General features: G+C 56.2%; 21 protein-coding genes and 1 tRNA gene. 11 read left to right on the top strand and 11 right to left on the bottom strand.

From position 1 onward, the window contains the following. Positions 1 to 1234: TIM-barrel domain-containing protein (locus tag ACTIKR_RS07415; RefSeq protein ID WP_442327494.1), on the top strand; the 1234-nt coding region annotated here is incomplete at its 5' end. A gap of 107 nt (positions 1235 to 1341) precedes the next feature. Beyond that, positions 1342 to 1417 (top strand) — tRNA-Lys (locus ACTIKR_RS07410). Between the two features lie 82 nt (positions 1418 to 1499). Here ACTIKR_RS07410 and ACTIKR_RS07405 read toward each other — a convergent pair. Further along, on the bottom strand, positions 1500 to 2318 hold the full coding sequence (locus ACTIKR_RS07405; RefSeq protein ID WP_193087293.1) for a helix-turn-helix transcriptional regulator: 819 nt from the start codon (positions 2316 to 2318) through the stop codon (positions 1500 to 1502). A 98-nt stretch (positions 2319 to 2416) separates the two neighbouring features. Between ACTIKR_RS07405 and ACTIKR_RS07400 the strand changes: the two genes are divergently transcribed. Further along, the gene (locus tag ACTIKR_RS07400; RefSeq protein ID WP_442327493.1) at positions 2417 to 3904 is read left to right on the top strand and encodes an MFS transporter; all 1488 of its coding nucleotides are present in this window, start codon (positions 2417 to 2419) and stop codon (positions 3902 to 3904) included. Positions 3905 to 4052: 148 nt separating this feature from the next. Continuing rightward, positions 4053 to 4451, top strand: coding sequence for a YybH family protein (locus ACTIKR_RS07395; RefSeq protein ID WP_193087295.1), 399 nt, complete (start codon positions 4053 to 4055; stop codon positions 4449 to 4451). 370 nt (positions 4452 to 4821) lie between these two features. Here ACTIKR_RS07395 and ACTIKR_RS07390 read toward each other — a convergent pair whose 3' ends face one another. Then, positions 4822 to 5136: a hypothetical protein gene (locus tag ACTIKR_RS07390; RefSeq protein ID WP_442327492.1), complete on the bottom strand. Its 315-nt coding sequence runs from the start codon at positions 5134 to 5136 to the stop codon at positions 4822 to 4824. Positions 5137 to 5156: 20 nt separating this feature from the next. Here ACTIKR_RS07390 and ACTIKR_RS07385 point away from each other — a divergent pair, with 20 nt between their 5' ends. Continuing rightward, positions 5157 to 6383 (top strand): MFS transporter, encoded by a 1227-nt coding sequence (locus tag ACTIKR_RS07385; RefSeq protein ID WP_442327495.1) that lies wholly within the window; start codon positions 5157 to 5159, stop codon positions 6381 to 6383. Between the two features lie 210 nt (positions 6384 to 6593). Here ACTIKR_RS07385 and ACTIKR_RS07380 read toward each other — a convergent pair whose 3' ends face one another. Genes ACTIKR_RS07380 through ACTIKR_RS07345 form a run of 8 tightly spaced genes read right to left on the bottom strand, consistent with a single transcriptional unit; the run spans position 6594 to position 14551 of the window. After that, the gene (locus ACTIKR_RS07380; RefSeq protein ID WP_370540165.1) at positions 6594 to 7898 is read right to left on the bottom strand and encodes an ABC transporter substrate-binding protein; all 1305 of its coding nucleotides are present in this window, start codon (positions 7896 to 7898) and stop codon (positions 6594 to 6596) included. A gap of 28 nt (positions 7899 to 7926) precedes the next feature. After that, positions 7927 to 9051 (bottom strand): zinc-dependent alcohol dehydrogenase family protein, encoded by a 1125-nt coding sequence (locus ACTIKR_RS07375; RefSeq protein WP_442327491.1) that lies wholly within the window; start codon positions 9049 to 9051, stop codon positions 7927 to 7929. Between the two features lie 12 nt (positions 9052 to 9063). After that, positions 9064 to 9816: an SDR family oxidoreductase gene (locus ACTIKR_RS07370; protein WP_442327490.1), complete on the bottom strand. Its 753-nt coding sequence runs from the start codon at positions 9814 to 9816 to the stop codon at positions 9064 to 9066. A 31-nt stretch (positions 9817 to 9847) separates the two neighbouring features. Beyond that, a complete protein-coding gene (locus ACTIKR_RS07365; protein ID WP_193087547.1) occupies positions 9848 to 11281 on the bottom strand; it encodes an aldehyde dehydrogenase family protein in 1434 nt (477 codons plus the stop codon). Further along, positions 11262 to 11957, bottom strand: a complete 696-nt coding sequence (locus ACTIKR_RS07360) for an ABC transporter ATP-binding protein (protein WP_442327489.1) — start codon at positions 11955 to 11957, stop codon at positions 11262 to 11264. Before ACTIKR_RS07360 ends, ACTIKR_RS07365 begins: the two co-directional genes overlap by 20 nt. Continuing rightward, complete coding sequence (locus tag ACTIKR_RS07355) at positions 11957 to 12700, bottom strand: ABC transporter ATP-binding protein (RefSeq protein WP_193087301.1); 744 nt, start codon at positions 12698 to 12700, stop codon at positions 11957 to 11959. The genes ACTIKR_RS07360 and ACTIKR_RS07355 overlap by 1 nt, the downstream gene beginning before the upstream one ends. A 13-nt stretch (positions 12701 to 12713) precedes the next feature. Beyond that, a complete protein-coding gene (locus ACTIKR_RS07350; RefSeq protein WP_442327488.1) occupies positions 12714 to 13649 on the bottom strand; it encodes a branched-chain amino acid ABC transporter permease in 936 nt (311 codons plus the stop codon). Next, positions 13646 to 14551 (bottom strand): branched-chain amino acid ABC transporter permease, encoded by a 906-nt coding sequence (locus ACTIKR_RS07345; RefSeq protein WP_442327487.1) that lies wholly within the window; start codon positions 14549 to 14551, stop codon positions 13646 to 13648. The genes ACTIKR_RS07350 and ACTIKR_RS07345 overlap by 4 nt, the downstream gene beginning before the upstream one ends. Positions 14552 to 14887: 336 nt before the next feature. Between ACTIKR_RS07345 and sodC the strand changes: the two genes are divergently transcribed. From sodC to rraA, 4 genes are all read left to right on the top strand, one after another. Next, positions 14888 to 15421 (top strand): superoxide dismutase family protein, encoded by a 534-nt coding sequence (sodC, locus tag ACTIKR_RS07340; RefSeq protein ID WP_193087304.1) that lies wholly within the window; start codon positions 14888 to 14890, stop codon positions 15419 to 15421. 322 nt (positions 15422 to 15743) lie between these two features. After that, a complete protein-coding gene (locus ACTIKR_RS07335; protein ID WP_193087305.1) occupies positions 15744 to 16076 on the top strand; it encodes a YnfA family protein in 333 nt (110 codons plus the stop codon). Between the two features lie 6 nt (positions 16077 to 16082). Further along, a complete protein-coding gene (locus tag ACTIKR_RS07330) occupies positions 16083 to 17597 on the top strand; it encodes a patatin-like phospholipase family protein (RefSeq protein WP_442327486.1) in 1515 nt (504 codons plus the stop codon). A gap of 144 nt (positions 17598 to 17741) precedes the next feature. After that, on the top strand, positions 17742 to 18239 hold the full coding sequence (rraA, locus tag ACTIKR_RS07325) for a ribonuclease E activity regulator RraA (protein WP_193087307.1): 498 nt from the start codon (positions 17742 to 17744) through the stop codon (positions 18237 to 18239). 108 nt (positions 18240 to 18347) lie between these two features. Here rraA and ACTIKR_RS07320 read toward each other — a convergent pair whose 3' ends face one another. Beyond that, positions 18348 to 19238: a pirin family protein gene (locus tag ACTIKR_RS07320; RefSeq protein ID WP_442327485.1), complete on the bottom strand. Its 891-nt coding sequence runs from the start codon at positions 19236 to 19238 to the stop codon at positions 18348 to 18350. A gap of 283 nt (positions 19239 to 19521) precedes the next feature. Between ACTIKR_RS07320 and ACTIKR_RS07315 the strand changes: the two genes are divergently transcribed. Beyond that, entirely contained in the window at positions 19522 to 21846 is a 2325-nt protein-coding gene (locus ACTIKR_RS07315; RefSeq protein WP_442327484.1) for a TonB-dependent hemoglobin/transferrin/lactoferrin family receptor, read from the top strand. Positions 21847 to 21926: 80 nt separating this feature from the next. Then, positions 21927 to 22964, top strand: coding sequence for a hemin-degrading factor (locus ACTIKR_RS07310; RefSeq protein ID WP_442327483.1), 1038 nt, complete (start codon positions 21927 to 21929; stop codon positions 22962 to 22964). Positions 22965 to 22978 lie beyond the last annotated feature (14 nt).

Genomic DNA, 22978 nt, shown 5'->3' with positions numbered 1-22978 from the left:
CTTCCCAGGCGTACCGCGTGAATCGGTTCTGTTCGACGATCTTGAAGATCGCGGCTGGCTGCTGACCGGCGACGATGGCAATGCGTTTGTTTTTGACGGCGTACCGGAAAACGGCAATGTGCCGTTTGGTCTGCTGGACCTGACCTACAAGGATGCCTATGCGTTCTGGGTCGAGCGGCATCATCAACTGGTCGACGAAGGTGTCAGCGCTTTCCACAGTTCGTTTCCGGTAGAGATCCCCGATGCGGTCAGTGCACGCAATGGCGAATCGGGCGCGCTGCTCAGAGAGCTGTATCCACTGTTGCTGCGCCGGGCACTGTTCGATGCTGTTTCCATGAACAAGACGCCTACAGAAGGCGTAGTGCCTTCTGTAGATCTGATTATGGCCGTGCAGCGCGTGGCCTGGCAAAAAACGCCGGCATCGGCCAATGATTGGGACGGGCTGACGCAGTGGTTGCGCCAGGGGCTGTCGATTCAGGCCAGCGGCGTGATCGCGGTCACGCACGATCTGGGTAATCCCGAGCAACTGGATGGCGACACCCCGCTGGACGCGACGCTGTATCTGCGCATGCTGGGCCTTTGCGTGTTTTCTGCCGGGTTCGCCTTTCAGGCCGCGCCGGCATTATTGCCCAGTGCCTATCCGGAAGACATCCAGACAAAGATCCGGACATTGCTTGAACTGCGCTATCGCCTGATCCCATATATTAATGGCGTCATTGAAGATGCCGTACGCACCGGCCTGCCGGTGCAGCGGATGATGGCGCTGGCGTATCCTGACGATGCCAAGGCACGTGCCTGGGACCAGCAATACATGCTGGGTCCGGCACTGCTTGTGGCACCGGTGCTGCAGCCAGGCTCGTCGGTGAATGTCTATCTGCCCGAAGGCGATGCCTGGTGGGACCTGAACCTGAACCAACGCTATGAGGGCGGCCAGGTGCTCACGGTTGAGTGCGGGCTAGACTCGGTGCCGGTCTTTGGTCGTGAAGGCCATATGCTCTGTCTGGGGCCCGTCCTGCGGCATATGGGTGAGTTCAACTCGGCGCGCATCCTGGATGAGGTCTGGATGTTCGGCATGCCCACGCACAACCCGGTTGTCATGCGCAACAAGATTCGTGTCATGCAGATGCAGGGCTCCAGTTATATCAAAGGCCTGGAAGGGTTGAAGATTCTTCAGTCTGATGGTCTTGAAGTAAAACGTCGTGGCGCAGAAGTGCGTATCTCGCGCGAACGTTAAAAGTCGTTGTGCCCGTTGCGACAAAGAAAAAATTTAATTTCTTTGTCGCAATTATGCAAATAGTATTGACAGCAAGTTCGAATTCCTTCATAATCTTTTTCTTTCCTGGGCTGGTAGCTCAGTCGGTAGAGCAGTGGACTTTTAATCCATTGGTCGCGAGTTCGAGTCTCGCCCAGCCCACCAGGAAAATCTTGTAGAAAGAATATCTTAGCCGCTAGCCTGAAAATGGAGTAGCGGCTTTTTTATTTTTTGAATCTACAACGTGTCATTGTTTCGGCCACTGATCGGTCGCAGCATCAACTTTCTGCCTTGCATAAACGACTAACCGCAAATGCCGATCTGCATCAATGGTTAGCGAGGTTTGCTCAAACGACTCGGCCTTGCCGTCGATCATCAGCTTGCGTGTTCCGTTGCAGCCGGTGTGTACCTCGTGCTTTGGCCACCACGCTTTGAACTCAGGCGACACCTGTTTCAGTTCATCTACAAGTTCATGAATGTCCGCTTCCTGAGTAGCGAGGGCAAAGTCACGACGAAAGCTCGATAGCATCTGTGGCGCCTGGTCTTCCCAAACATCCAGCCGCTCGCGTACGAAGGGATCTGTAAAGAGCAGCCAAAGCAGATTTCGGCGTCCGGGCAAATGTGATCCTAATTGCCAAAGCTGGTCTGCCGCAGCATTGAACGCCAGTACATCCCAGCGCAAATTTAGAACGTATGCCGCATGCGGCGCCAGGTCATGCATTAGACGCAGCACAGGCGGTGGCACCACACACCAGGTTTTGCCCGGTTCTGCAGGAGGTCTTTCATGTGCCAGCAGGAACAGATGCCGTCGCTCAGAGGCATCCAGTTTCAGCACTCGCGAAAGGTTGTCCAGAAAGCCGGCAGATACGCCAATATCACGGCCCTGTTCCAGCCAGGTATACCAAGTCAGGCCAACACCGGCAAGCGCGGCTACTTCCTCGCGACGAAGCCCCGGTGTGCGGCGCCGTCCACCGCTGGGCAGTCCCACATCGGTGGGCGACAGGCGTTCACGACGTGTTCGCAGGAAAACGGCTAGATCGCTACGCGTTCGTTCCATGGTTCGCATTGGTTATCTCATTGCTTTAAGTAATAGTATAAACAGTTAAATTGTAATTGTTTAACAGAAGATCGACAATGATTGCATCGTTACTCTGGATAAGCAAGATGAACTCGAATTCCCCTTTGTCGACAGTGTCGGCGAACGCTGTTGATACGCCACCATGGCTCGGTCTGTCCGTGCTGCTGTTAGCCGGTTTCGTTACGATTTTCGATCTGTTCGTGGTTAATGTGGCTATTGCCCGCATACAGGTTGATCTCGGAGCCAGCTTCGCGCAGATCGGTTATATCGTGGCTGGGTACGAATTGGCCTTTGGCGTATTGCTCATTACCGGAGGGCGGCTGGGCGACTTGTTCGGCCGCCGCCGTCTTTTCGTTATCGGCATGGCCGGGTTCACGCTGGCCTCGGCGTTGTGCGGGCTGGCATCTACTGCAGGTTTTCTGATCGGTGCGCGGGTATTGCAGGGTTTGACGGCTGCCTTGTTGTTTCCGCAGGTATATGCGTCGATCCGCGTCAATTTCGATGGTAACGAGAGTCGCCGTGCGTTCGGACTGTTGGGCATGACCTTGGGCCTTGCAGCTATCGCAGGCCAGGTGCTGGGCGGCTGGCTGGTGCACGCTGATTTGTTCGGTCTGGGTTGGCGCAGCATCTTTCTGATCAATGTGCCGATTGGCTTGTTTGCCATCATTGGGGCTCGCTACATACCAGAATCCCGTGCACCGCAGCGCGCGGTGCTGGACTGGACCGGCGTGGCGCTGGTCAGCGCCGGGCTCACGCTATTGCTGGTGCCGTTGATTGAAGGGCCGGGGCACGACTGGCCTGATTGGAGCCTGTGGGCGCTGGCAGCAGCGTGCGTGTTACTGGCTCTGTTTTATCGACAACAGGAGCGACGGCGCGCCGATGGTCACCTGCCGTTGGTGGATATGCGCTTACTGTCGCAGCGCCGTTTCGCTTTGGGTGCATTATTGGTGCTGCTGGTCTATTCAACCTCCAGTTCATTCTTCCTGTGTTTTGCGCTGCTCATGCAGTCTGGACTGGGACTGGATCCCTTTGTCGCAGGCAGTATCTTCGCGCCTTGTAGCGTGGGTTTTGTTGTCGCCTCGTTGGCCGCGCCGCGCCTGGTTGCGCGGTGGGGAACCAGCGCCATTGTTGCGGGTGCGATTGTCTATGCAATTTCTATCGGGTTGCTGATTGCCCAGGTGCAGGTGGCAGGGTCGACATTGGAACCTGTGCGATTGATTCCAGTGTTGATTGTGGTTGGTGCCGGCCAGGGAGTCATCATGACGCCGTTGTTGAATTTGGTATTGGGATTCGTAGAACAAGCGCAGGCAGGCATGGCCTCTGGCGTAATATCAACGGTCCAGCAGGTCGGTGCCGCGCTGGGTGTGGCAGTGGTGAGTATTTTGTTTGGCATGGCATTGGCAGTGCACGATAGTGAAGTGGCACAAGCAGACCGCTACGCCTCGGCCTTTGTGTCCGGAATGCGCTATAACCTCGGAGCAGCGTTGCTGGTCAGTGTGCTGCTATTTATGCTGGGTCGGGAAAAGCAAGCGATCCCGCAGTCGAGTGCTTTATCGGAGGGATCAACGCCATAGACATGCCGTGGGGCCCAGCTAAAGCAGTAAGGGCGGGGCAAGCCTGAAGGATGGCAGTCTGATTGCTTATGCACGATAAGCGCGCGCTTTATGAGCGTAAAATTGCAATGAGTGAAAGTTTTCCGACCAACAGCGAGGAGAATCTAGAATGGCCAGTCTTGAAACTGAACAAGTCGAACGCATTGTCCGCGATTGGGCACATTCGGTCAGCACCGGCGATCGCAAGGGAATTCTCAAGCATCATGCCGCAGACCTGTTAATGTTCGATTTTCCAGATGTATTCGAGGGTATCAATGCCTACGACGGCACTTGGGATTTTTTCTATGCCAATCCCAGGGGGCCAATCACCTATGAACCGTCCGATCTGCGTATAACGGCCGGCGAGAATGTTGCGTTTGTTACGTGCAAGATGCATTGCGATGGTACGTCAGCCGGTCCGCTTGAATTTCGCCTGACCGTCGGTTTAGAAAAACGCAATGACCAATGGCTTATTACGCATGAACATCATTCCGTGCCAACGATTGAAGAGCGATTCATCAACCCTTAAAATACCAGCGTAGCCGCTGGCCCGGAAATAGAGCAGCGGTTTTCTATTGCCGGGTCTTGTATGCCTGCAGCGTATTCGTTTTATTGTCTTGCTCTGTGAAAACCGCCCGTTTTCTGCGTTTCGGGCAAGATAAACCGATATGGACAAAAATTTAATAATTTGCCCATGTTTTAGCCATATGGTCAGAGTGTGTCCACAGGCCACTGATATGGACGGTTTTTTATGTTTTTGACCATATCAGCTAATCCGGGCCTCGTGTTTTTCCTTTTATACAGATGAAGACGGGAACAAAAGCGATAACAAAAATAGTATAGGGTGCGATTTGATCAATGCCATTGTTGATGACGCCGCGATCTCACCCTTTCGGGCATCACTCGCGGTTCTGGCTGATCGGTGCAAAATCTTCCGGCGCATGTCCGATAACAATGCGCTTGCCCGTGGTTCTTGCCAGATCGTGCAGTCTTTGCATGGATGCAAGTGGTTGCTTGCGGCTGGTAGTGAACCCGGGAACACGATTGTGTTTGAAATTTGCATACGAATGCCAGACATCGCCAGCCAGGATCACCGGCTGATGCCCGGCCGGCGTCACCAACAGGGATTGATGTCCCGGTGTATGTCCGGGCGTTTGCAGAATACGCAAGCGCGTCATGCGTCCAAAGACGTGCATTGCTGCAACGGTTGCCATTGCGCCGGGTAAAATGCTGGATATCATCAAGCCTTACGAAGGACAGCCGCATGGCAGACAGCAGTTTCAGTTTAAAAAGTATTGCCATTCCTGCGTACGGCCCTTCGCTGCTTTTCGGATTTGCCAACGGTGCGATTTTGCCGGTGATTGCCTTGAGCGCCCGCGATCTGGGCGCTACACCTGCCTTGGCGGGCTTGATCATTGCGCTGATCGGTCTGGGTTCACTGCTGGCCAATATCCCCGCTGCGCTGATCACCTCGCGTGTGGGCGAGCGAAGCGCGCTGCTGGGTGCGTCGGCGATTACCATCATTGCCCTGTTGCTCTGCATTTTTGCCAATCATGCGTTGCTGCTGGCGTTGGCGACGTTGTTGATCGGCGTGTCAACGTCTGTCTTCTTTCTTGCCCGGCAAACCTATATGATCGAGGCCGTGCCTTTTTACATGCGCGCCCGGGCGCTCTCGGTACTGGGCGGGGTGAACCGCATCGGCATGTTTGCCGGGCCATTCGCGGGGGCAGCAGTGATGCATTTTGTGGGGCTGTCCGGCGCCTACTGGGTGGGGCTGGCTGCCCTGGTCGCGTCAACGGTGCTGACCTACTATATGCCGGATCTGAAGGTCGAACCCAGGGTGCAAAGCCTGTCGGCGGCCAAACCTCGCATGGCGCGTATTGCCCGCGAGCATGCCGGCGTGTTCATGTCGCTGGGCCTGGCTGTCTTGCTGATCAGCGCCATGCGCGCGGCAAGGCAGATTGTGATCCCGTTGTGGGCCGATTATATCGGTCTGAGCCCGACAGCAACCTCGGTCATTTTTGGATTGTCCTCGGCGGTGGATATGCTGATGTTCTATCCTGCCGGCAAGATCATGGATGACTGGGGACGGCTGTGGGTGGCTTTGCCCTGCACCCTGATCATGGGTATTTCACTTGTGATCATGCCATTTACCACCACCGTGTTCTCCTTTATCGTGGTTGCCATGCTGCTGGGGTTGGGCAATGGTTTTGGCTCAGGGATCAATATGACGCTGGGGGCGGACGCCTCTCCCGATCACGGGCGCACCGAGTTTCTGGGGCTTTGGCGGCTGATCAGCGACGTGGGCAGCAGCGCCGGCCCTTTTCTGTTGTCGGGCATGACTGCGCTGGTATCACTGGGTGCCGGTATCGCGTTGACAGGCGGCTTTGGCTTTATCTCTGCAGCGATTTTCTGGCATTTCCTGCCGCATGCACGAGGTGCGAAAGTGCGCGACCAGTAAACGCGCACACGGCGCCGACACCCTCTGCCATGTAGCATGCGCCGATGCCTTTAGTCATGCCTCAAGAGCCTGATACGACATAAAAAACGCTGCGGCCCGGCGTCGATATCCATGACGATGGGGCGCAGCGAGGTTGCTTGCGGCGATTTTCTGTCAGAGCGTTAAGCAGGAAAATAGTTCGGTGCGCCCTGACAGTTGCGGCTGCGGATTTCAGTGATCGTATTGCTTGCCTTCTTCAGCCTTGAGCGCTGTCGGTTCGACGGTGCTGAGCCATTCCATGGATTTTTTGCCGGCCGGCGCGATCAGTTTGTCGCCAGAATAGATAATCATCTTGTCCAGCACTGCGAAAGGGTACTCAGGCACTTTCTTGGTAATACCGAGCAATTGCGCCTCGTAAGCCTGGCCGTCGGCACGATCGATTTTCAGGCTGCGACCAAAGCCAGTAAATTGCACATCGTGCATAGCCGCGGCCACTTGTTCGGTGCTCGGCCATTTGCCGCCGTTATCCTTAATTGCTTTTTCGTAACCGGCTTTCAGGCCGTGGATCGCCTGCACCATGTGGTAGACCGAGTAAATCGGATAGGCATTGGTTTTTTCACGAAATTTCTTGATAAAGGCCTGGTGCTTCGGATCATCTTTGGTTTCCGGATGCAAGAAGTAGTGGTCGCCACGGGCGCCGACAATCACGCCTGCCGGTAGTGCACTGCCCAGGCGTTCCAGCGAGCTTTCTGCAAGCGGCAGCACGAACGTGGAGTTTTTGAACAGATTACGCTGCGAAGCCTGGCGCACGAAGTTATCCAGATCTCCGCCCCAGGATGTGGACAGAATGACATCCGGCCGTAATGCCTGCAGGCGGCTGATTTCCGTAGAGAAATCGGCAGCGCCAAATTTCGGGAACATTTCCGCGACTACACGCACGTCAGGCTTGAAGCGTTTTAGCGTAGCCAGGAAAATCTCTCTGGAATCACGGCCCCAGGCGTAATCCTGATTGACGATCGCCAGTGTCTTGAAGTCCGGCTTTGTCTTGAGCAGATACAGGACAGAGGCGATCATTTCAGCAGTGGCATTGGCCTGGGTCCGTACAACGTATTTGTATTCTTTCTCTTCCAGTACCTTTTCGGTGCCGCAGTCCCACAAGATATTGAGTGTCTTCAGGTCTTCTGCCACCGGTGCAATGATGTTGCAGTTGCCGCTGGAAATGGCAGAAAGAAAGACGCGGGTTCCGTTCTCTGCCAGGCGACGATACTCGGAAAGCAGCTTTTCGCCACCGCCGCCTTCGTCAATATAGGTGGGCACGATCTTGACGCCGTCAATGCCGCCGGCCGCATTGATGTCGCTGATCAGCAGATCAGCCGCATGGCGTGCCGGTACGCCGAAAACCGAAGCAGAGCCGGAAAGAAAAGTGGATATGCCCAGCTTGATCTCGGCTGGTTTTTCCTGGGCAAAAGCACTGGTACTCATGGCAATGCCGGCGATTGCCGCCGTAGCCATAAGTCGCATGGTTTTTTTTAGCATGGTTATGTCTCCTGATTGTTATTGCACTCTAAAAAAGGATGGTGTCTCTCAGTCCGTTACCTGACGCAAGGTGATCAAAACCTTCATTGATCTGGTCCAGTGTGAAGGTCTGCCCCATCAGCTTGTCCACAGGAAGCTTTCCTGCGACATACAGGTCTATATATTTTTCAATGTCCCGCGACGGTACGCCGGATCCCAGATAACTGCCTTGCACCGTCCTTTCCTCGCCCACCATTTGCGCCAGCGGCAGCGCAAAGCTGGCCCGGGGATTGGGCAGGCCGGATGTAATGGTCGCCCCGCCTCTTTTGGTCAGCGTATAGGCCGTCTCGAATGCCTGCACGGCGCCAGCCATGTCAAAGCCGTAGTCTACGCAACCGCCGGCCTGCGCGATCAGCTCGCTATTGTCCTTGATCACTCTGGGATTGATGCAGTGTGTTGCCCCCAGCGTTTTTGCCAGCGCCAGCTTATCGTCGCTCAGATCGACAGCCACGATCCGTCTGGCGCCAGAGGCCACCGCCGCGATCAGTGCGCTCAGGCCGACGCCGCCCAGGCCGACGATGGCAGCGGTATCACCGGCCTGCAATCTGGCCCGGTTGATGACGGCGCCGGCGCCGGTGAGAACGGCGCATCCGAAAAGGGACGCTTCCCTGTGGGAAAGATCGCGATTGACTTTGACGCAGGAACGTCGGGAAACCACGGCGTATTCTGCAAAGCACGAAATACCTGTATGGTGGTTTAGCGGCTGGCCACCTTGGGACAGGCGCTTATCGCCGGATAGCAGGGTGCCGGCCGTATTGGCGATGGCGCCGGGTATGCATAATGCGGGTCGCCCCTCGGCGCAGGGTGCGCAGCAACCACAGCTGGGCACGAACACCATCACCACATGGTCGCCAGGTTTCAGGTCGGAGACTGCACGCCCGCATTCGATGACGGTGGCCGAGGCCTCATGGCCCAGCACGATGGGCATACCTCTTGGGCGATCGCCATTGATGACCGACAGGTCCGAATGACAAAGGCCGCTGGCCTGCATTTTGACAAGCAGTTCGCCGTCGCCGGGCGCGCTCAGTTCCACCTCTTCAATACTCAATGGCCGGCTTTGCGCATAAGGCAACTGCGTGCTCATTGCCCTTAATATGGCTGCTTTGATTTTCATCGCATGTTTTCTTTATACAGTTCGGCCGCCATCGACCGGCAACTCGACGCCGGTCATAAACGTAGCGGCATCGCTGGCCAGAAAGACGGCGGCTGCGGCCACATCTTTGGGCGTGGAAAACCGGCCCAGCGGAATGGATGAAATGAATTTGGCGCGGTTCTCTGGCGTGTCGGGCAGGCCCATGAACAGTTCGAACATGCCGGTGATACCCATGACCGGGCAAATGGCATTGACCCGGATATTGTCAGGGCCCAATTCGACCGCCATGGATTTGGACAGCACATTGACAGCGCCCTTGGACGCGTTGTACCAGCTCAGGCCGGGACGCGGCCTTATCCCTGCTGTTGAGCCGATATTGAGGATGACGCCGGCACCCGTCTGGCGCATAACGGGAACGACTGCCTGGGCCATATGGTAAATCGACTTGACGTTGACATCGAACATTCGGTCAAACATCGCTTCGTCCACATCAAGCATGGGCTGGTTCTTGTGGGTGATGGCGGCGTTATTGACCACGATATCGGGAGCACCGAAAGTATCCACGCAATGCGCGACCAGTGCCCGGACTTGCTCGCCATTGGAGACATCGACGGTAAACGCACTGGCATTGTTTCCGAGCGCGCCGGCAACGCGCAAGGCGGCCGCTTCGTTGATATCGGCCACAATGACTTTTGCGCCTTCATCGATATAAGCAGTGGCAATGCCTTGCCCAAACCCGCTGCCGGCACCGGTGACAATAGCGATTTTATTATCCAGAACAGCCATGTTGTATAGTTCCCTTATAGAGTGATGTGGATTAACCGTGATAGTGAATGATGGTTTTTGTCGTACTCATTTCCTCGAGCGCAACCAGACCTTTCTCACGCCCGTGTCCGCTGCGCTTGACGCCGCCAAAGGGCAGTTCGACACCGCCGCCGGCGCCAAAGCCGTTGATATACACTTGTCCGCATTTCACTTCTTTGGCTACCCGCTGCTGGATGCCCCCGTTCTCGCTCCAGACGGCGGCCATCAGGCCGTAATCGGTAATGTTTGCCAGATGTACGGCTTGCTCTTCGGTATCAAAAGCCAGTGCGACTAGAACCGGTCCAAAAATTTCCTGCATCAACAGATCGCTGTCATGATTGTCGGCAACAAACAGGGTTGGCGTCACGTAATAGCCGCCGTCCGGAACACCGGCTTCAATCTGTCCCTGCGCAAGTATTTTCAGGCCGTCTTTTTTACCTTGTTCCAGATACCGGTTGACGCGGTCAAACTGCGACTTGTTGATGACCGGGCCGCAGTGCAAATCCATGTCTGGCGTGCCCACTTTGGTTTTGGAAAATTCTTCGGCAACAAGGCCGATGAATTCGTTGAAAATATCGCGCTGAATCAACAGACGGCTGCCTGCCGTGCAGGTCTGGCCGGTGTTGGCGATAATGCCTTTGACAATGGCCGGGACGGCCAGCTTCATATTGACATCGTTAAACACCACATGAGCGGATTTCCCGCCCAGTTCCAGCACGCACTTGACGGCATGTTCTGCGGCGGCTTTCTGCACCAGCACGCCCACTTCATTGGAGCCGGTGAAGGTAACGAAGTTGATGTCTTCGTGCGCCGACAGGCTGGCGCCGGCTTCCTCGCCCAGACCGGTGACCACATTGAATACCCCCGCAGGCAGGCCCGCCTCCAGCGCCAGTTCGGCAACCCGGATCACCGACAGGCAGGCGTCTTCTGCCGGTTTGACAACGCATGCATTGCCCATGGCCAGGGAGGGCGCAACACTTCTGCCGACCATTTGCGCCGGATAATTCCAGGGAATGATATGTGCAGTCACACCCAGGGGTTCCCTGATGGCTTGCACTGAATAGCCGTTCAAAAAGGGAATAACCTCGCCGTGCACCTTGTCGGCCGCGGTGCCATAGAACTCGAAATAGCGCGCCATCACCTGAATATCGTTTCGTGCCGAGGAAATCGCCTTGCCGGTATCCTTGGCTTCCAGCTGGGATAGTTGCTCTGCGTTCTCCAGAATCAATCCGCTTAATTTGACCAGGAGTCGACCGCGTTCGAGTGCCGTGAATTTTTTCCAGGGGCCTTCAGCCGCAATTCTGGCTGCCTTGACCGCAAGGTCGACATCGGCCTCATCGCCTCGTGGAATTTGGGTAAAAACGGTGCCATCCACCGGCGAAATCACATCCAGCATTTGCCCGGATATTGCATTTGTCTTGCGTCCATTAATGATCATTTGCGGCATTTTCAGTTGTCCTTTGATTTCCATATAAGCTCATTTCTCCGCGTTCAATATTCCATATCTGGTTTGGAATATCTCCCAGCAGCTTGATATTTGATTCTGTCATTACGATGCTCAGTTCGGGCTCAAGCTGCTTTAACCGGTTCAGGGCTTCGGTATATTCGGCGCCCAATCGCGGCGCCAGGCCCTGAAAGGGTTCGTCCAGTAGCAGCAGCCTTGTGCCGATCATCACCGCGCGGCCCAGCGCCACCATCTTGCCCTGACCGCCCGATAAGGCCGATCCCGAGCGATCCAGCATGGGCACCAGTTGTGGTATGGCTTGCAGCACACACTCCAGGCGTGCTTTGATCGCGCTGGCACTCATGTTCTGTACTTCACAGGGCAGGCGCAAATTCTGCTCTACCGACAATGTCGGGAAAATAACCCGGTTTTCCGGCGCATAGCCAATGTGCAGCGCTGCTCTGGCGTGACCCGCAAGCGCGGTCAGGTTGGTGTCATCAAACCGGATGTCGCCGCTACGCACTTTGACCAGACCCATCAAGGCGCGCAGCAGGGTGGTTTTACCTGCGCCATTGCGTCCCACAATGCCGATGGTCAGCCCGCTATCGAACGTTGCTGTGATATTTCTGAGGATCTGATTGCCGGCCAGATCCACACTTACGTTATTCAGGCTAAGCATCAATGGTCTCCGAGCACGGCGCTGCGGACCAGCGGATTGTTCAGCACCTGGGACGGGCTGCCGTCGGCGGCGATTTTGCCGGAAATCCAGGCCGCAACGCGGGTGGCATAGCGGGCGACGATGTCCTCATCATGTTCGACAAACCAGCTGGTCACCTTGCGCTGCTCAAGCGCGTCCATGACCAGTTGCATCAGGCTGTGTTTATCTTCTGATGCCACACCACTTGTCGGTTCATCCATGATCAGCAGGCGCGGACGCAGCGACAGGGCCATGGCCACATCCAGAAGTTTTTTCTTGCCCTCCGGCAGGTCCACCGAAAGCGCACTGGCGTCCTGCGACAGACCCACCAGTTCCAGTGTTTCATCCACTTCACGGGCGTCGGCCAGACGACTCAATGGCTGAAAATAGCTCAGGCGGGTATTTCTGCTCGCCGCCGCAATTTGAATGCATTCGCGCACGGTATGTTCGGTAAACAGCTGAGGAAGCTGAAAGGATCTTCCCATGCCGAGCCGGACAATCTTTCGGGGCAACAGGGATGTGATTTCCTTGCCGGCGAAGTAGACGTTGCCAGAATCGGGCTTCAGATATCCAGTGCAGATGTTGATAAAAGTGGTCTTGCCGGCGCCGTTCTGGCCGATGACTGCCAGCTTTTCGCCTTCATGCAGTTCAAAATTGATCTGGTCGGCCGCGACCACACCGCCAAATGCGAGACTGAGATTTTGCGTCTTTACTAATGGTTCCATCGCTTGTCTTCTCCTAGGCTCGCTTCAGTTTGCGTTTTCGCATGATTTGACCTACCACCCCGTTAGGCACGACGAAAATAACCAGGATCAGCGTCAGCCCCAGAATGGCCTGCCAGAAACCGGGGAAATAGGCCGAAGAAAGCAGCTTGACGGTTTCAAAGATGGCGGCGCCGATAAATGCACCGCCAACATGGGCGGCGCCACCCAGAATCGTGATATACACGTACTCTGCTGAACGCAGCCAGGTGCCGATTTCCGGCGTGACCAGTCCCTGTATCAGGGCCAGGATGGCGCCGGAAAACCCCACCACGGCGCCGGATAATATATAGCCCTTCCATAGCACGTGGCGGGGTGAAATGCCCAGATACTCAAGCCGGGTTTCGTTGGTCTTGATTGCTGCCAGCGCCTGGCCATTGCCCGAGCGGAAATAGCGCTGCACTGCCCAGGCTATGAGAAGCGAACCGGCCAGGGCAATGCACATCAGCGTAAATTCGAAGGCGCTTCGGTCAAGCACAATGCCCGCCACGGTCGGCCTGCTGACGCGAATGCCGTCAGTGCCACCGGTAATATCGTAGAATTTGGTGGTGAGGGCAAACAGCACCATGCTTAAGGCAAGATTGAGCATGCCGAAGAAAATACCCCGGTACCGGGCAACAAACATGCCGATTAAGGCGCTGAACAAAGTGGCGATCACTACGCTGCACAAGATGAGCACGACGACATCGGTCTCGGGACGCAATCGGGAGATAAAAGCAATGCTGTACGCGGCGATCGATGCATACATGGCATGGCCGAATGACACCTGGCCGGCGCGCAGCATCACCGAAATGCCCAGTGCCGCAATGGCATAGGTCAGGCCGATGATCAGGGGAGTGATGGTCCAGGGCACCAGGTAGCCGCAGAGCAGCACGAGCAGTGCCGACATCAAACTGAGTGTATAAATTTTCATATTGTTCTGGCCTGTGCAACTTTGAATAATCCGTTAGGCCTGAATACCAGTACCAGCACCATGATGATGTAAGGCACAGCGACTTCTACTTCCGGCGCCAGATAGATAGAGAACGACCGTATTACGCCTATAAGTATTGCGGCAATAAGTGCGCCGGTAATCTGCCCCAGCCCGGCGGTGGCGACCACCGCAAAAGACAAGACCACCATATCGGCACCAACGCCCGGGACCAGGGAAGTGGTGGGCGATGCAAGCGCGCCGCCCAGCACGCCCAGAATAGTGCCTATGACAAATGTGAAATAGCTGATGCGCCTGGCATTGATTCCCATTGCGGTAGCCACTTCGTTGTTATGGGTAATGGCAACAATCTGTTTGCCAAGCCTTGTATACCTGAGAAAATAGACCAGGACCACGTACGCAATCAGGGCCGTGCCGGGGATGATCAACAACTGGTAGGTGGTATAGGTGATGTTGCCTATCTCTATATTTCCCAGGCGCCCGACCACTTCGCTGGCGGTATAGGGCTGCGCGCCCCAGATGAATTTTTGCAGATCCTCAAAGATAAGAAAGGCGCCGAACGTCAACAGCAGTTTCAGAATAGGATCGTAGCCATGGGTCCTGCGTATCAGCACAAATTCCACAATCGAGCCCAGTATGATGCCAACAATAATGGCCACCAGAAACAGTGAGAGCAATGGCAGGATCGCCGACTCTGTGGTTGGTGCATAAACGGCGATGAGTGTTGCAGCAGCATACCCGCCATAGGCATAGAATGCGCCGTGGGCTACGTTAAGAATGCCCATCACGCCAAAGATCAGCGTGAGTCCAAGCGATACCAGAAAGAGCAGGCCGGCGTATGACAGACCGTCCAGTAAAGCGATCAGGATTAAATCCGAATTCATGTTGTCCCCATCTCGTTTTTTTAGCTATTAGACAGGATATATACAGTAATCCACACAGGTAAAACCCTTAGCGCATGCTTTGTCTTTTTGAAACCCTGGCTTTTCTATTCTGATAGTCGCGCGAGAACAGTTCTGGGCGGCGGCAAGGAACGGGCGCCTTCGGTCCGCCTTTTGGCTTGCGGACCGGAACATGGATTGCCAGCGATTGCCGCTATCATTGATGCCGGCGTTCATGACAGATTTGCATCCAGTTATAAGCAATTGAAACATTGATTTGATCGCTTCGTTTTGGATGTTAGCCTTTTACTTTGTTGATTTTCATTGAGGGAGTACGCCATGAGATTGGAGAAATTGTTACTGGCAACTATGTTAAGTGCAGGCATGATATCCACGGCAAGTGCCGCCGAACTGAAAGTGACCATGAACGAGGCGACCACGTCGGCAACGGGCAACCAGATGGGTCAGGTGATCATCAGCGAAACGCCTTTTGGTCTGCTCTTTACGCCCGATCTCAAGGGGCTTGATCCCGGCGTGCACGGTTTTCACGTTCACGAGAATGCCAGTTGTGATGCTGCTGAAAAGGACGGCAAAACGGTGCCTGCCCTGGCTGCCGGCGGCCATCTGGATCCGAAGAAAACGGGCAAGCATGAAGGGCCGTATAGTGACCAGGGCCATGTGGGTGACCTGCCGGGGCTGGTTGTCGCGGCCGATGGCACATCGACATATCCGGTGCTGGCTCCGCGACTCAAAGCCTTGTCCGACGTGCAGCAGCACGCGCTCATGATTCATGAGGGCGGCGATAACTATTCTGACCATCCCAAGGCGCTCGGCGGTGGGGGCGGGCGCATGGTGTGCGGTGTGATTAAATAAAGTTTGCCCCACGGCATGGGCGGCCGGCGTTGCTGAGGGGTTTCTGGGCTGCGGCTTGCTGCGTGCGGGTGAGCGCGTGGTATTGATCAATTGCCGCGCTGCGGACGATCGGCCGGCCACGACTGCTGGCGGTTAGAACAGGTGTCGCAGGTCAGGCCTGTATGGAGCCGCAGGCGCCTTACCACGCAGTCATGCACCTGACAGGGTAATCACCTTTGCTGGATCGTGCAGCGACGCAGCTGGTGCAGCCGCCTTATTGACAGACGCTAATGGGTATTACGCGGTATGATCAGCACAGTTTCGAATCCATCAGGGGACGGTTGTGCTGCGAGTTTTCTTTCTTTTCACGCTGACTGCCATTGCGGAAATCGCCGGCTGCTATCTGTTCTATTTCTGGCTGCGCCGCGATGGCCATTGGTGGGTGTTGATTGCATCCCTGGCCTCGCTTATCCTGTTTGCCTGGCTGCTGACCTTGCATCCGGTGGCCACGGGCCGTGTTTATGCGGCGTATGGTGCCGTCTATGTGGTGGTCTCGGTGCTATGGCTCAATCTGGTAGACCGCAGTTCATTGTCGGGGCTGGAGTGGGCAGGGCTGCTGCTGGCGCTTGTCGGTATGGGCCTGATGGTGTCGGGTTGGAGCATTGCACATAAATAGGCTGCCATGTGGATTCCTAAACTTGTTTTCATTGTTTTGCTGTCGGCGCTTTCTGCCTGCTCGTCGCTGACGCCGTGGCGTAATCCGCCGCTGCCGCCGGGCACCCCTGACACCGGCGTTGACACGGCGCGGCTTACCGAGAGGACCGATCCGTCCTTTGTCATCATTCTGAGCATTTCCGGGGGCGGGGCGCGCGCGGCCGCATTTGGCTACGGGGTGCTCAAGGAATTGGCCGACACACAGATCCGGTGGAACGGCCATACCCAAACGCTGCTCAGCCAGGTCGATGTGGTGCGTGGCGTATCGGGAGGCAGTATCGTTGCTGCCTATTATGCGCTCAATGGCAGCAAGACCTTCCCGGCGTTTAAAAACGAATATCTGTACAAGGATTTCCAACAGAGTCTGGTGTCCGCCATATTCAGTCCGCAAAATTTTGCCGCTGCGGTCTCGCCTACGGTCGGCCGTGGCCATGTGCTGGCGCAGAAACTGGATATGCTCTATGAAGGCAAAACCTACGAAGACCTGTATCGCAATCCGCATGCAGACCTGATCGTGCTGGCGACCGATTTATCCCAGGGCACGAGTTTTGAATTTTCGCCAGACCAACTGGCTACGATGTGCGCCGATATCCGCAAGATTCCTCTCTCGTTTGCGGTGGCGTCCTCGGCCGCCGTGCCAATGGTGCTGTCGCCGCTGACGCTGAAAAATTATGCCGGACAATGTGCGTATTCTGCCCGAAAACGCGAGCAGGTATCCAGACTGCAAGGCGATTACCGGATGCGCGCCTACCGATCGGATGTCCTGGGTTATCTGGACAGCAAAAATCGGCCCTATATCCATTTGGTGGACGGGGGGCTATCGGATAACCTGGGCGTGCGCGGGCTGATGGATCGCGTCACGCTCGGTATCGGCCAGTTGCGCCGTGGCCAGATCAGCAAGGGCACCGTCAGGAAAGTGGCCTTTGTGGTGATCAACGCCGAGCGCGACCCCAGCGTCAATATCGACAAAAGCGAAAATGTCCCCACGCTGTCGGATGTCTTTGACACGATCATGTTCAGTACGTCTGGCCGGGTCACTACGCAGACCATGCAGATGGTGCAGGACACCGGCAGGCACTGGGCTACGTTGAGAAAATCGCTCAATCCCCAATTGCAGGCGTTGCTGGCACCCGATGCGCAATTGCACGTTGTGCCCGTCAGCCTGCGTGAAGCGCCAGCAGGACTGTCCGTGCCACGCCGGCATTTGCTGCGCATTCCCACGCTGTTCACCGTCAACCGCAAGGATGTGGACGCGCTCATTGAGGCCGGCCGCCAGACGCTGCGGCAGAATCCTGAGTATCAGGCGCTACTGCAGGAGCTGGACGCCCGGATACCACAACAGGCTGTGGCAACGGGCTCGCCAATCACGTCCGCCGGTTCGCTACGGTCCGCGCCATCGGCCCTCTTGCCTCCGGGCGGACCCGGTTCGGCGCCGCGTCCTGCCACAAGCCGCGAGATTGACGCCCTGTATTCAGGAGGCTAGCGCCGGCGCAGCGGTTTGCCTTGTTGCCGGTCGGACCGCCCACCAGATCCCGAAAGCCGCCGGTTCGACAAAAGGGGATGCGTTTTGTTGTGCCGATCTGGTATAACAATGGCTGTCCAAGTCTATTCATTACCGGAGTTTGCCATGTCTGCCTCACCCCTTGCTGCGCTGATCACCTGCGATATTATGGATCAGCACCCGTCGCTGCCGTCCTGCGATACCCAGTTCAGACTCTTCGGCCGTAAACGCGCCATCGCGGGGCAGGTTCGTACGGTCAAAGTGTTCGAAGACAATACCTTCATTCGTCAGGTCCTGTCCGAACCAGGTCAGGGAGCCGTTTTGGTGGTGGATGCGGCCGCATCCCTGCATTGTGCCGTGGTAGGCGATATGATCGCCAAGCTGGGGCAGGACAATGGCTGGTCAGGGATCATCGTGTATGGCGCTATCCGGGACAGTGAACAGATTGACGCCATGGATTTTTGCGTGAAGGCGCTGGGCACCAATCCGCGCAAAAGCGGTAAAAATAGCATGGGCCTGATCGATGTGCCGGTCACTTTCGGCAATGTCCGTTTTGTCCCTGGGCAGTATCTGTATAGCGATGCCGATGGCATCGTCGTCTCTGAACAGGCGCTGTCGCTGTAAAAACCAGTGGCGCCGGTTGGTTGCCTGTCAGCGCCCCGGCGCGGCAGTGAACGGGCGCATTCCTGGCGCGCTGCGGGCCCCGCCATTGCCGGGCCCGCTGTTGGTCAGCTATTCGGTCGCGGAGCGGTCCTGGGCCTGCCCAAGACGTCCGAACTGCCCGGCGTTGAAATCGGCTAGCGCCTGACGGATTTGTTCTTCGGTATTCATTACAAACGGACCATACCCGGCTATCGGTTCGGCGATAGGTTCGCCACTCATCAGCAGCAGGGCGGCCGCCTCTTTTGCCTGGATGGTGATGGTCGTGCCATCCTGGGCAAATGTGACCAGCTGGCTGGCCCCTGCGTCGACACTGCCGTTTACACTTACGGTGCCATGGCGCACCAGCAGCATGACCGTGTGGTGCGCCGGCAGCTCGAATGTGGTGCTGCTGCGCGCCTGCAGGCTGATATCCCATAAACTGACCGGTGTGAACGTGGTTGCCGGCCCCTGATAATCTTTGTACCTACCGGCAATGACCCGCAGTGTGCCCGTCTCATCGGGTAGGGTGACGGTCGGGATATCGTCGGCCGTGATGCTCTGGTAGCGTGCCGGCGTCATTTTGTCGCGCGCCGGCAGATTCAGCCACAGCTGCACCATTTCGAAATCTCCCCCTTTTTTTGAATACGCTTCGGAAAAGAATTCGTCGTGCATGATGCCTGCGCCGGCTGTCATCCACTGGACGTCGCCCGCCGCTATGATGCCGCCGCCACCCGAAGAATCCCGGTGCGCCACTTCGCCCTTGTAGGCGATGGTGATGGTTTCAAAGCCGCGATGCGGATGCTCGCCCACACCCCGCCGCTCCTGGCCGGGAGAAAAATGCCGCGGTTGCGCATAATCGAGCAGCAGAAACGGATCGGGATTCACGTTCCGTTGTCCATAGGAGAACATGGACCGTACGTGAAAGGCATTGCCGACCCAATGAGGGGCAGGGGCGTGGTGAATAAGCGGGGGTTTGTCCATGATCGGCTCCGGGTTACCAATATATTCGTATATTGGGCATTTTTGCGCAATGACAATATAAAAGCGCGGCTGTTGTTTTCTGTCGATCAGAGATGGCGACGACTGTGTAAGCGGGGTGCTGGAGGCAGCTTGATTGAGCGGAATCGTATTTATTTAATAATAATGGTATTGATAACTATTATCATTCATAGTATTATTCGGTTTCAGTTATTTCAACATGTATCCCCGGCTTCTGGCTTTGCGCATTCGGCATGCCGGGATCTTCTTTACCTATCTTGCAACTATGAAAACAGCCTCCTTTCCGTCCTTTCGCCTGACCCTACTTGCATCGTTGCTTTGCACTGGCGTTGCCCATGGACAGGCCATGACTGGGAGCGGTAACGCCGCTGCGTTTTCGAATCCGGCCATCCCGAAGCTGGGCGTGGTCCACGCGCAGGCAGAGGCTGCGGCCGCCAGTTGGGAGACCTCCACCAGCGCGGCCGAGATTGCCGACAGACAGGTTCAGAACTGGTCTGACCTGGGGCGGCTGATTCCCGGGCTGAATTTCAATCGCAGCAATAAAAGCGTCAATATGCGAGGCCTGGACGGCAATCGGGTCCGCATCCTGGAAGACGGCATTCCGGTGCCGTGGTTGTTTGATGGCAGCCGCGATGTCAAGGGAGGCCTGGAGACCATCAACTTCAATACACTTTCCTCCGTTGATGTGGTGCGCGGCGCCGGTGCTGGCAATACTTCTGCCCTGACGGGCACGGTGATGCTGCGCGGCCTGCGACCGGACGATCTGCTGGCCGACGGCAAGGATATCGGTTTGCTGGTCAAGGGCACGCATGATGGCCTGGATAACAGCATTGGCGGCGATATCGCGTTCGCAGCCCGGCTGGGCGCGTCAACCAAAATGCTGATCCAGTACGGCATCCGTACCGGTAGCGAAGCCGAGAATGGTGGCGATATTGGCGGCTACGGCCCAGCGCGTACCAAGATGAATCCGGCCGATTACACCAGCAAGAACGTGGGGCTGCGGCTTGAGCACGAATTGGCGCCTGGCCACACGCTTGGCCTGGGAGCGAGCACGTTCAGGCTGGATCGCGATATCGACCAGATGCATGACCAGAATACCACCGCCTATGCAATCGGTAATAATGAGCTGACCGAGAGGATGAAACGCGACCGTATCTGGGCAGACTATAACTACAAGGCAACGCAGGCTTACTCAGCCCTGGATCAGGCTGGAATCCAGTTGTACTGGAGCAAGACCACCCTGGAGCAGAATCAACAAGCCATTCGCAATAAAGTGTTTGACCCGCGTGCCGTAGCAATTCCTGGGAATCCGTTCCGTTACGGATATCCTTACGGACCGTACGAGCGCAATAACAGCATCGAGCAAAAGGGCTGGGGCCTCAATCTGAGTGCGGGCGGCTATTGGGGCGATGCCGCGTTGCGCGGTCACTGGACCGTGGCCGGTACATTTGCTGACGACACCTATGAACAATACTCGGCCGGTGTAGATAATTGTCCTGTCGTTCCAGCTGGCCTGCCTGCGCCCATGGGGCCGCGCACCTGCGACTTCCTGCATTCCAACCAGGGTGATACGCCCAAAGTCAAAAGCCGCGACTGGTCGCTGTTTGCCAGCCATGCATTCATATGGAACGACGGCCAGTTCGAACTGACTCCGGCCCTGCGTTACGATGGCTGGTCGCGCAAACCGCAGACCGGCGGCGGTTTTGCATCCAACCAGAACGGCTATGAAAGTGAACTGCGAAATCGTAGCGGCAATCAGATTTCTCCTTCGCTCGAGTTCGCCTGGAACGCGTCGGACATCTATCGTGTGACAGCCCGCTATGGTTATGGCTACCGGGCGCCCACGGCACCGGAGCTCTTTTTACAGTATGGGTCTGCCGCCAACTACATGCGCAAGGGCGATCCCAATCTGAAGGCCGAGCGCAGCCGTGGCTGGGAACTGGGTTTTCAGGCCAGGGGGCAGATCGTCGGCGGTTCCTTGAATATATTTGAGACACGATACAAGGATTTCATCGATAAAGACGTTCCCGTCGGTCCCGATTCGCCGTTCTATGCATTGCGCCAACAGGGGCTGTATCCGCTGGGCGTGACCACTTATGCCAATCGCGATCGCGTCCGGATTTACGGCGCAGAAGCCATGGGCTACTGGAACGTCAACGACAACCTGTATACCAGGGCGACGGTTGCATGGACGGTTGGCAAAGACCTGGAAACCGGCCAGCATCTGAATTCGGTCGCGCCTCTCAAAGGCACACTGGCACTGGGCTACAGAACGCCGCAGTGGGGGGCGGAGACGGTATGGACACTGGCAAACAAACGCGATAAAGTGCAATATCCGCAGCCCACGGCAGAAGCCCGAAATGCGGATTTTCAGGCCCCCGGTTATGGTACGCTTGACGTACACGGCTGGTGGGCGCCTGCCAGCTTGAAGGGTGTCAAGTTCCAGCTCAGCGTGATCAATTTGTTTGACAAGAAATACTGGAATGCACTGAGCGTGCCCACCGCAGGCACCGCAGCCATCCCTCGTCCGGTAGATTATTATTCCGAAGCAGGCCGCTATGTGCGGGTGTCAGTCAGCTATCAATATTGACCGACGAAGATTTTCAGACTGGCCGGGCCATCGCAAGATTGTCCGGTCAAAACCGTTTAGCTACTACAAGAGAGATACCCATGACACAACAGAGCACTGATTTGAAAGCCCGTTATGACGCATTAGTGCAGGATGAGCCCAAAATGCGCGTACGCAATGCGGCAGAAAAACTGAACGTCAGTGAAATGGAACTGGTTGCCGCCCAATGTGGCGATATTGACGCCACTCTGCTGGAAGGGTCGGCGCAGACCATTTTCAAGGAACTGCAAACGCTGGGCGAAGTCATGCTGCTCACTCGCAATGAATGGTGTGTTCACGAACGCCACGGGCGCTATGAATCGGTCAAGGTGGGCAATGGCCCGGTCGGTCTGGTATTGGGCGCCGATCTTGACTTGCGGGTATTTTTCTCCAGCTGGAAATATGCCTGGGCCGTGACCCAAAATGGCCGCAAGAGTATCCAGTTTTTTGACGGCGCAGGCATGGCCTTGCATAAGGTGTATTGCACCGAAAATTCGGACATGACGGCATATGACGGGCTGGTGGAGAAATTCCGTGCCGCCAATCAGGAGCCCACACCGGTTGACCGGACCCCTGCGGCGCCAAAAGCCTATGCCAGCGAAGTGCCCGCGCATTTGCGCGAAGATTGGCTGGGCATGACCGATACCCACGATTTTGCGGGCCTGTTGAAAAAATGGAATCTGCCTCGCGTGCAGGTGCTGGAGAGCGCAGGCGAAGATCTGGCGCAGCGCGTAGACAATGACGCTGTCGAAGTCATGCTGCAAAAAGCGGCCGAATCGGATCTGCCCATTATGTGCTTTGTCGGCAATAAAGGTATGATCCAGATTCACTCGGGTCCGATCAAAAAACTCATGCGTACCGGCCCCTGGTTCAATATTTTGGATCCGAAATTCAATCTGCATCTGAACACCACGGCCATCCACAGCACCTGGATCGTGAACAAACCCACCGAAGACGGCTGGGTAACTTCGCTGGAAGGGTATTCCGAAGACGGTGAACAAATTGTGCAGTTCTTTGGCGCGCGCAAGCCTGGCGTGCCCGAGATCAGGCAATGGCGCGAGCTGCTTGAATCGCTTTGCAAGCAACCGCTGGCCGCTTGATGGCATGGCCGAAC

This window comes from Advenella sp., assembly GCF_052108595.1.
GTDB lineage: Bacteria > Pseudomonadota > Gammaproteobacteria > Burkholderiales > Burkholderiaceae_B > Advenella.
Note: the sequence above shows the minus strand (reverse complement) of the source record. Positions and strands in the feature narration are given on the sequence as shown.

Coding starts and splice junctions, on each gene's coding strand:
- ACTIKR_RS07390 (WP_442327492.1), bottom strand. CDS start 5,136: ATGGCAACCGTTGCAGCAATGCACGTCTTTGGACGCATGACGCGCTTG.
- ACTIKR_RS07395 (WP_193087295.1), top strand. CDS start 4,053: ATGGCCAGTCTTGAAACTGAACAAGTCGAACGCATTGTCCGCGATTGG.
- ACTIKR_RS07360 (WP_442327489.1), bottom strand. CDS start 11,957: ATGCTTAGCCTGAATAACGTAAGTGTGGATCTGGCCGGCAATCAGATC.
- ACTIKR_RS07365 (WP_193087547.1), bottom strand. CDS start 11,281: ATGCCGCAAATGATCATTAATGGACGCAAGACAAATGCAATATCCGGG.
- ACTIKR_RS07375 (WP_442327491.1), bottom strand. CDS start 9,051: ATGAAAATCAAAGCAGCCATATTAAGGGCAATGAGCACGCAGTTGCCT.
- ACTIKR_RS07380 (WP_370540165.1), bottom strand. CDS start 7,898: ATGCTAAAAAAAACCATGCGACTTATGGCTACGGCGGCAATCGCCGGC.
- ACTIKR_RS07405 (WP_193087293.1), bottom strand. CDS start 2,318: ATGCGAACCATGGAACGAACGCGTAGCGATCTAGCCGTTTTCCTGCGA.
- ACTIKR_RS07315 (WP_442327484.1), top strand. CDS start 19,522: ATGAAAACAGCCTCCTTTCCGTCCTTTCGCCTGACCCTACTTGCATCG.
- ACTIKR_RS07330 (WP_442327486.1), top strand. CDS start 16,083: ATGTGGATTCCTAAACTTGTTTTCATTGTTTTGCTGTCGGCGCTTTCT.
- rraA (WP_193087307.1), top strand. CDS start 17,742: ATGTCTGCCTCACCCCTTGCTGCGCTGATCACCTGCGATATTATGGAT.
- ACTIKR_RS07400 (WP_442327493.1), top strand. CDS start 2,417: ATGAACTCGAATTCCCCTTTGTCGACAGTGTCGGCGAACGCTGTTGAT.
- sodC (WP_193087304.1), top strand. CDS start 14,888: ATGAGATTGGAGAAATTGTTACTGGCAACTATGTTAAGTGCAGGCATG.
- ACTIKR_RS07370 (WP_442327490.1), bottom strand. CDS start 9,816: ATGGCTGTTCTGGATAATAAAATCGCTATTGTCACCGGTGCCGGCAGC.
- ACTIKR_RS07310 (WP_442327483.1), top strand. CDS start 21,927: ATGACACAACAGAGCACTGATTTGAAAGCCCGTTATGACGCATTAGTG.
- ACTIKR_RS07320 (WP_442327485.1), bottom strand. CDS start 19,238: ATGGACAAACCCCCGCTTATTCACCACGCCCCTGCCCCTCATTGGGTC.
- ACTIKR_RS07345 (WP_442327487.1), bottom strand. CDS start 14,551: ATGAATTCGGATTTAATCCTGATCGCTTTACTGGACGGTCTGTCATAC.
- ACTIKR_RS07355 (WP_193087301.1), bottom strand. CDS start 12,700: ATGGAACCATTAGTAAAGACGCAAAATCTCAGTCTCGCATTTGGCGGT.
- ACTIKR_RS07350 (WP_442327488.1), bottom strand. CDS start 13,649: ATGAAAATTTATACACTCAGTTTGATGTCGGCACTGCTCGTGCTGCTC.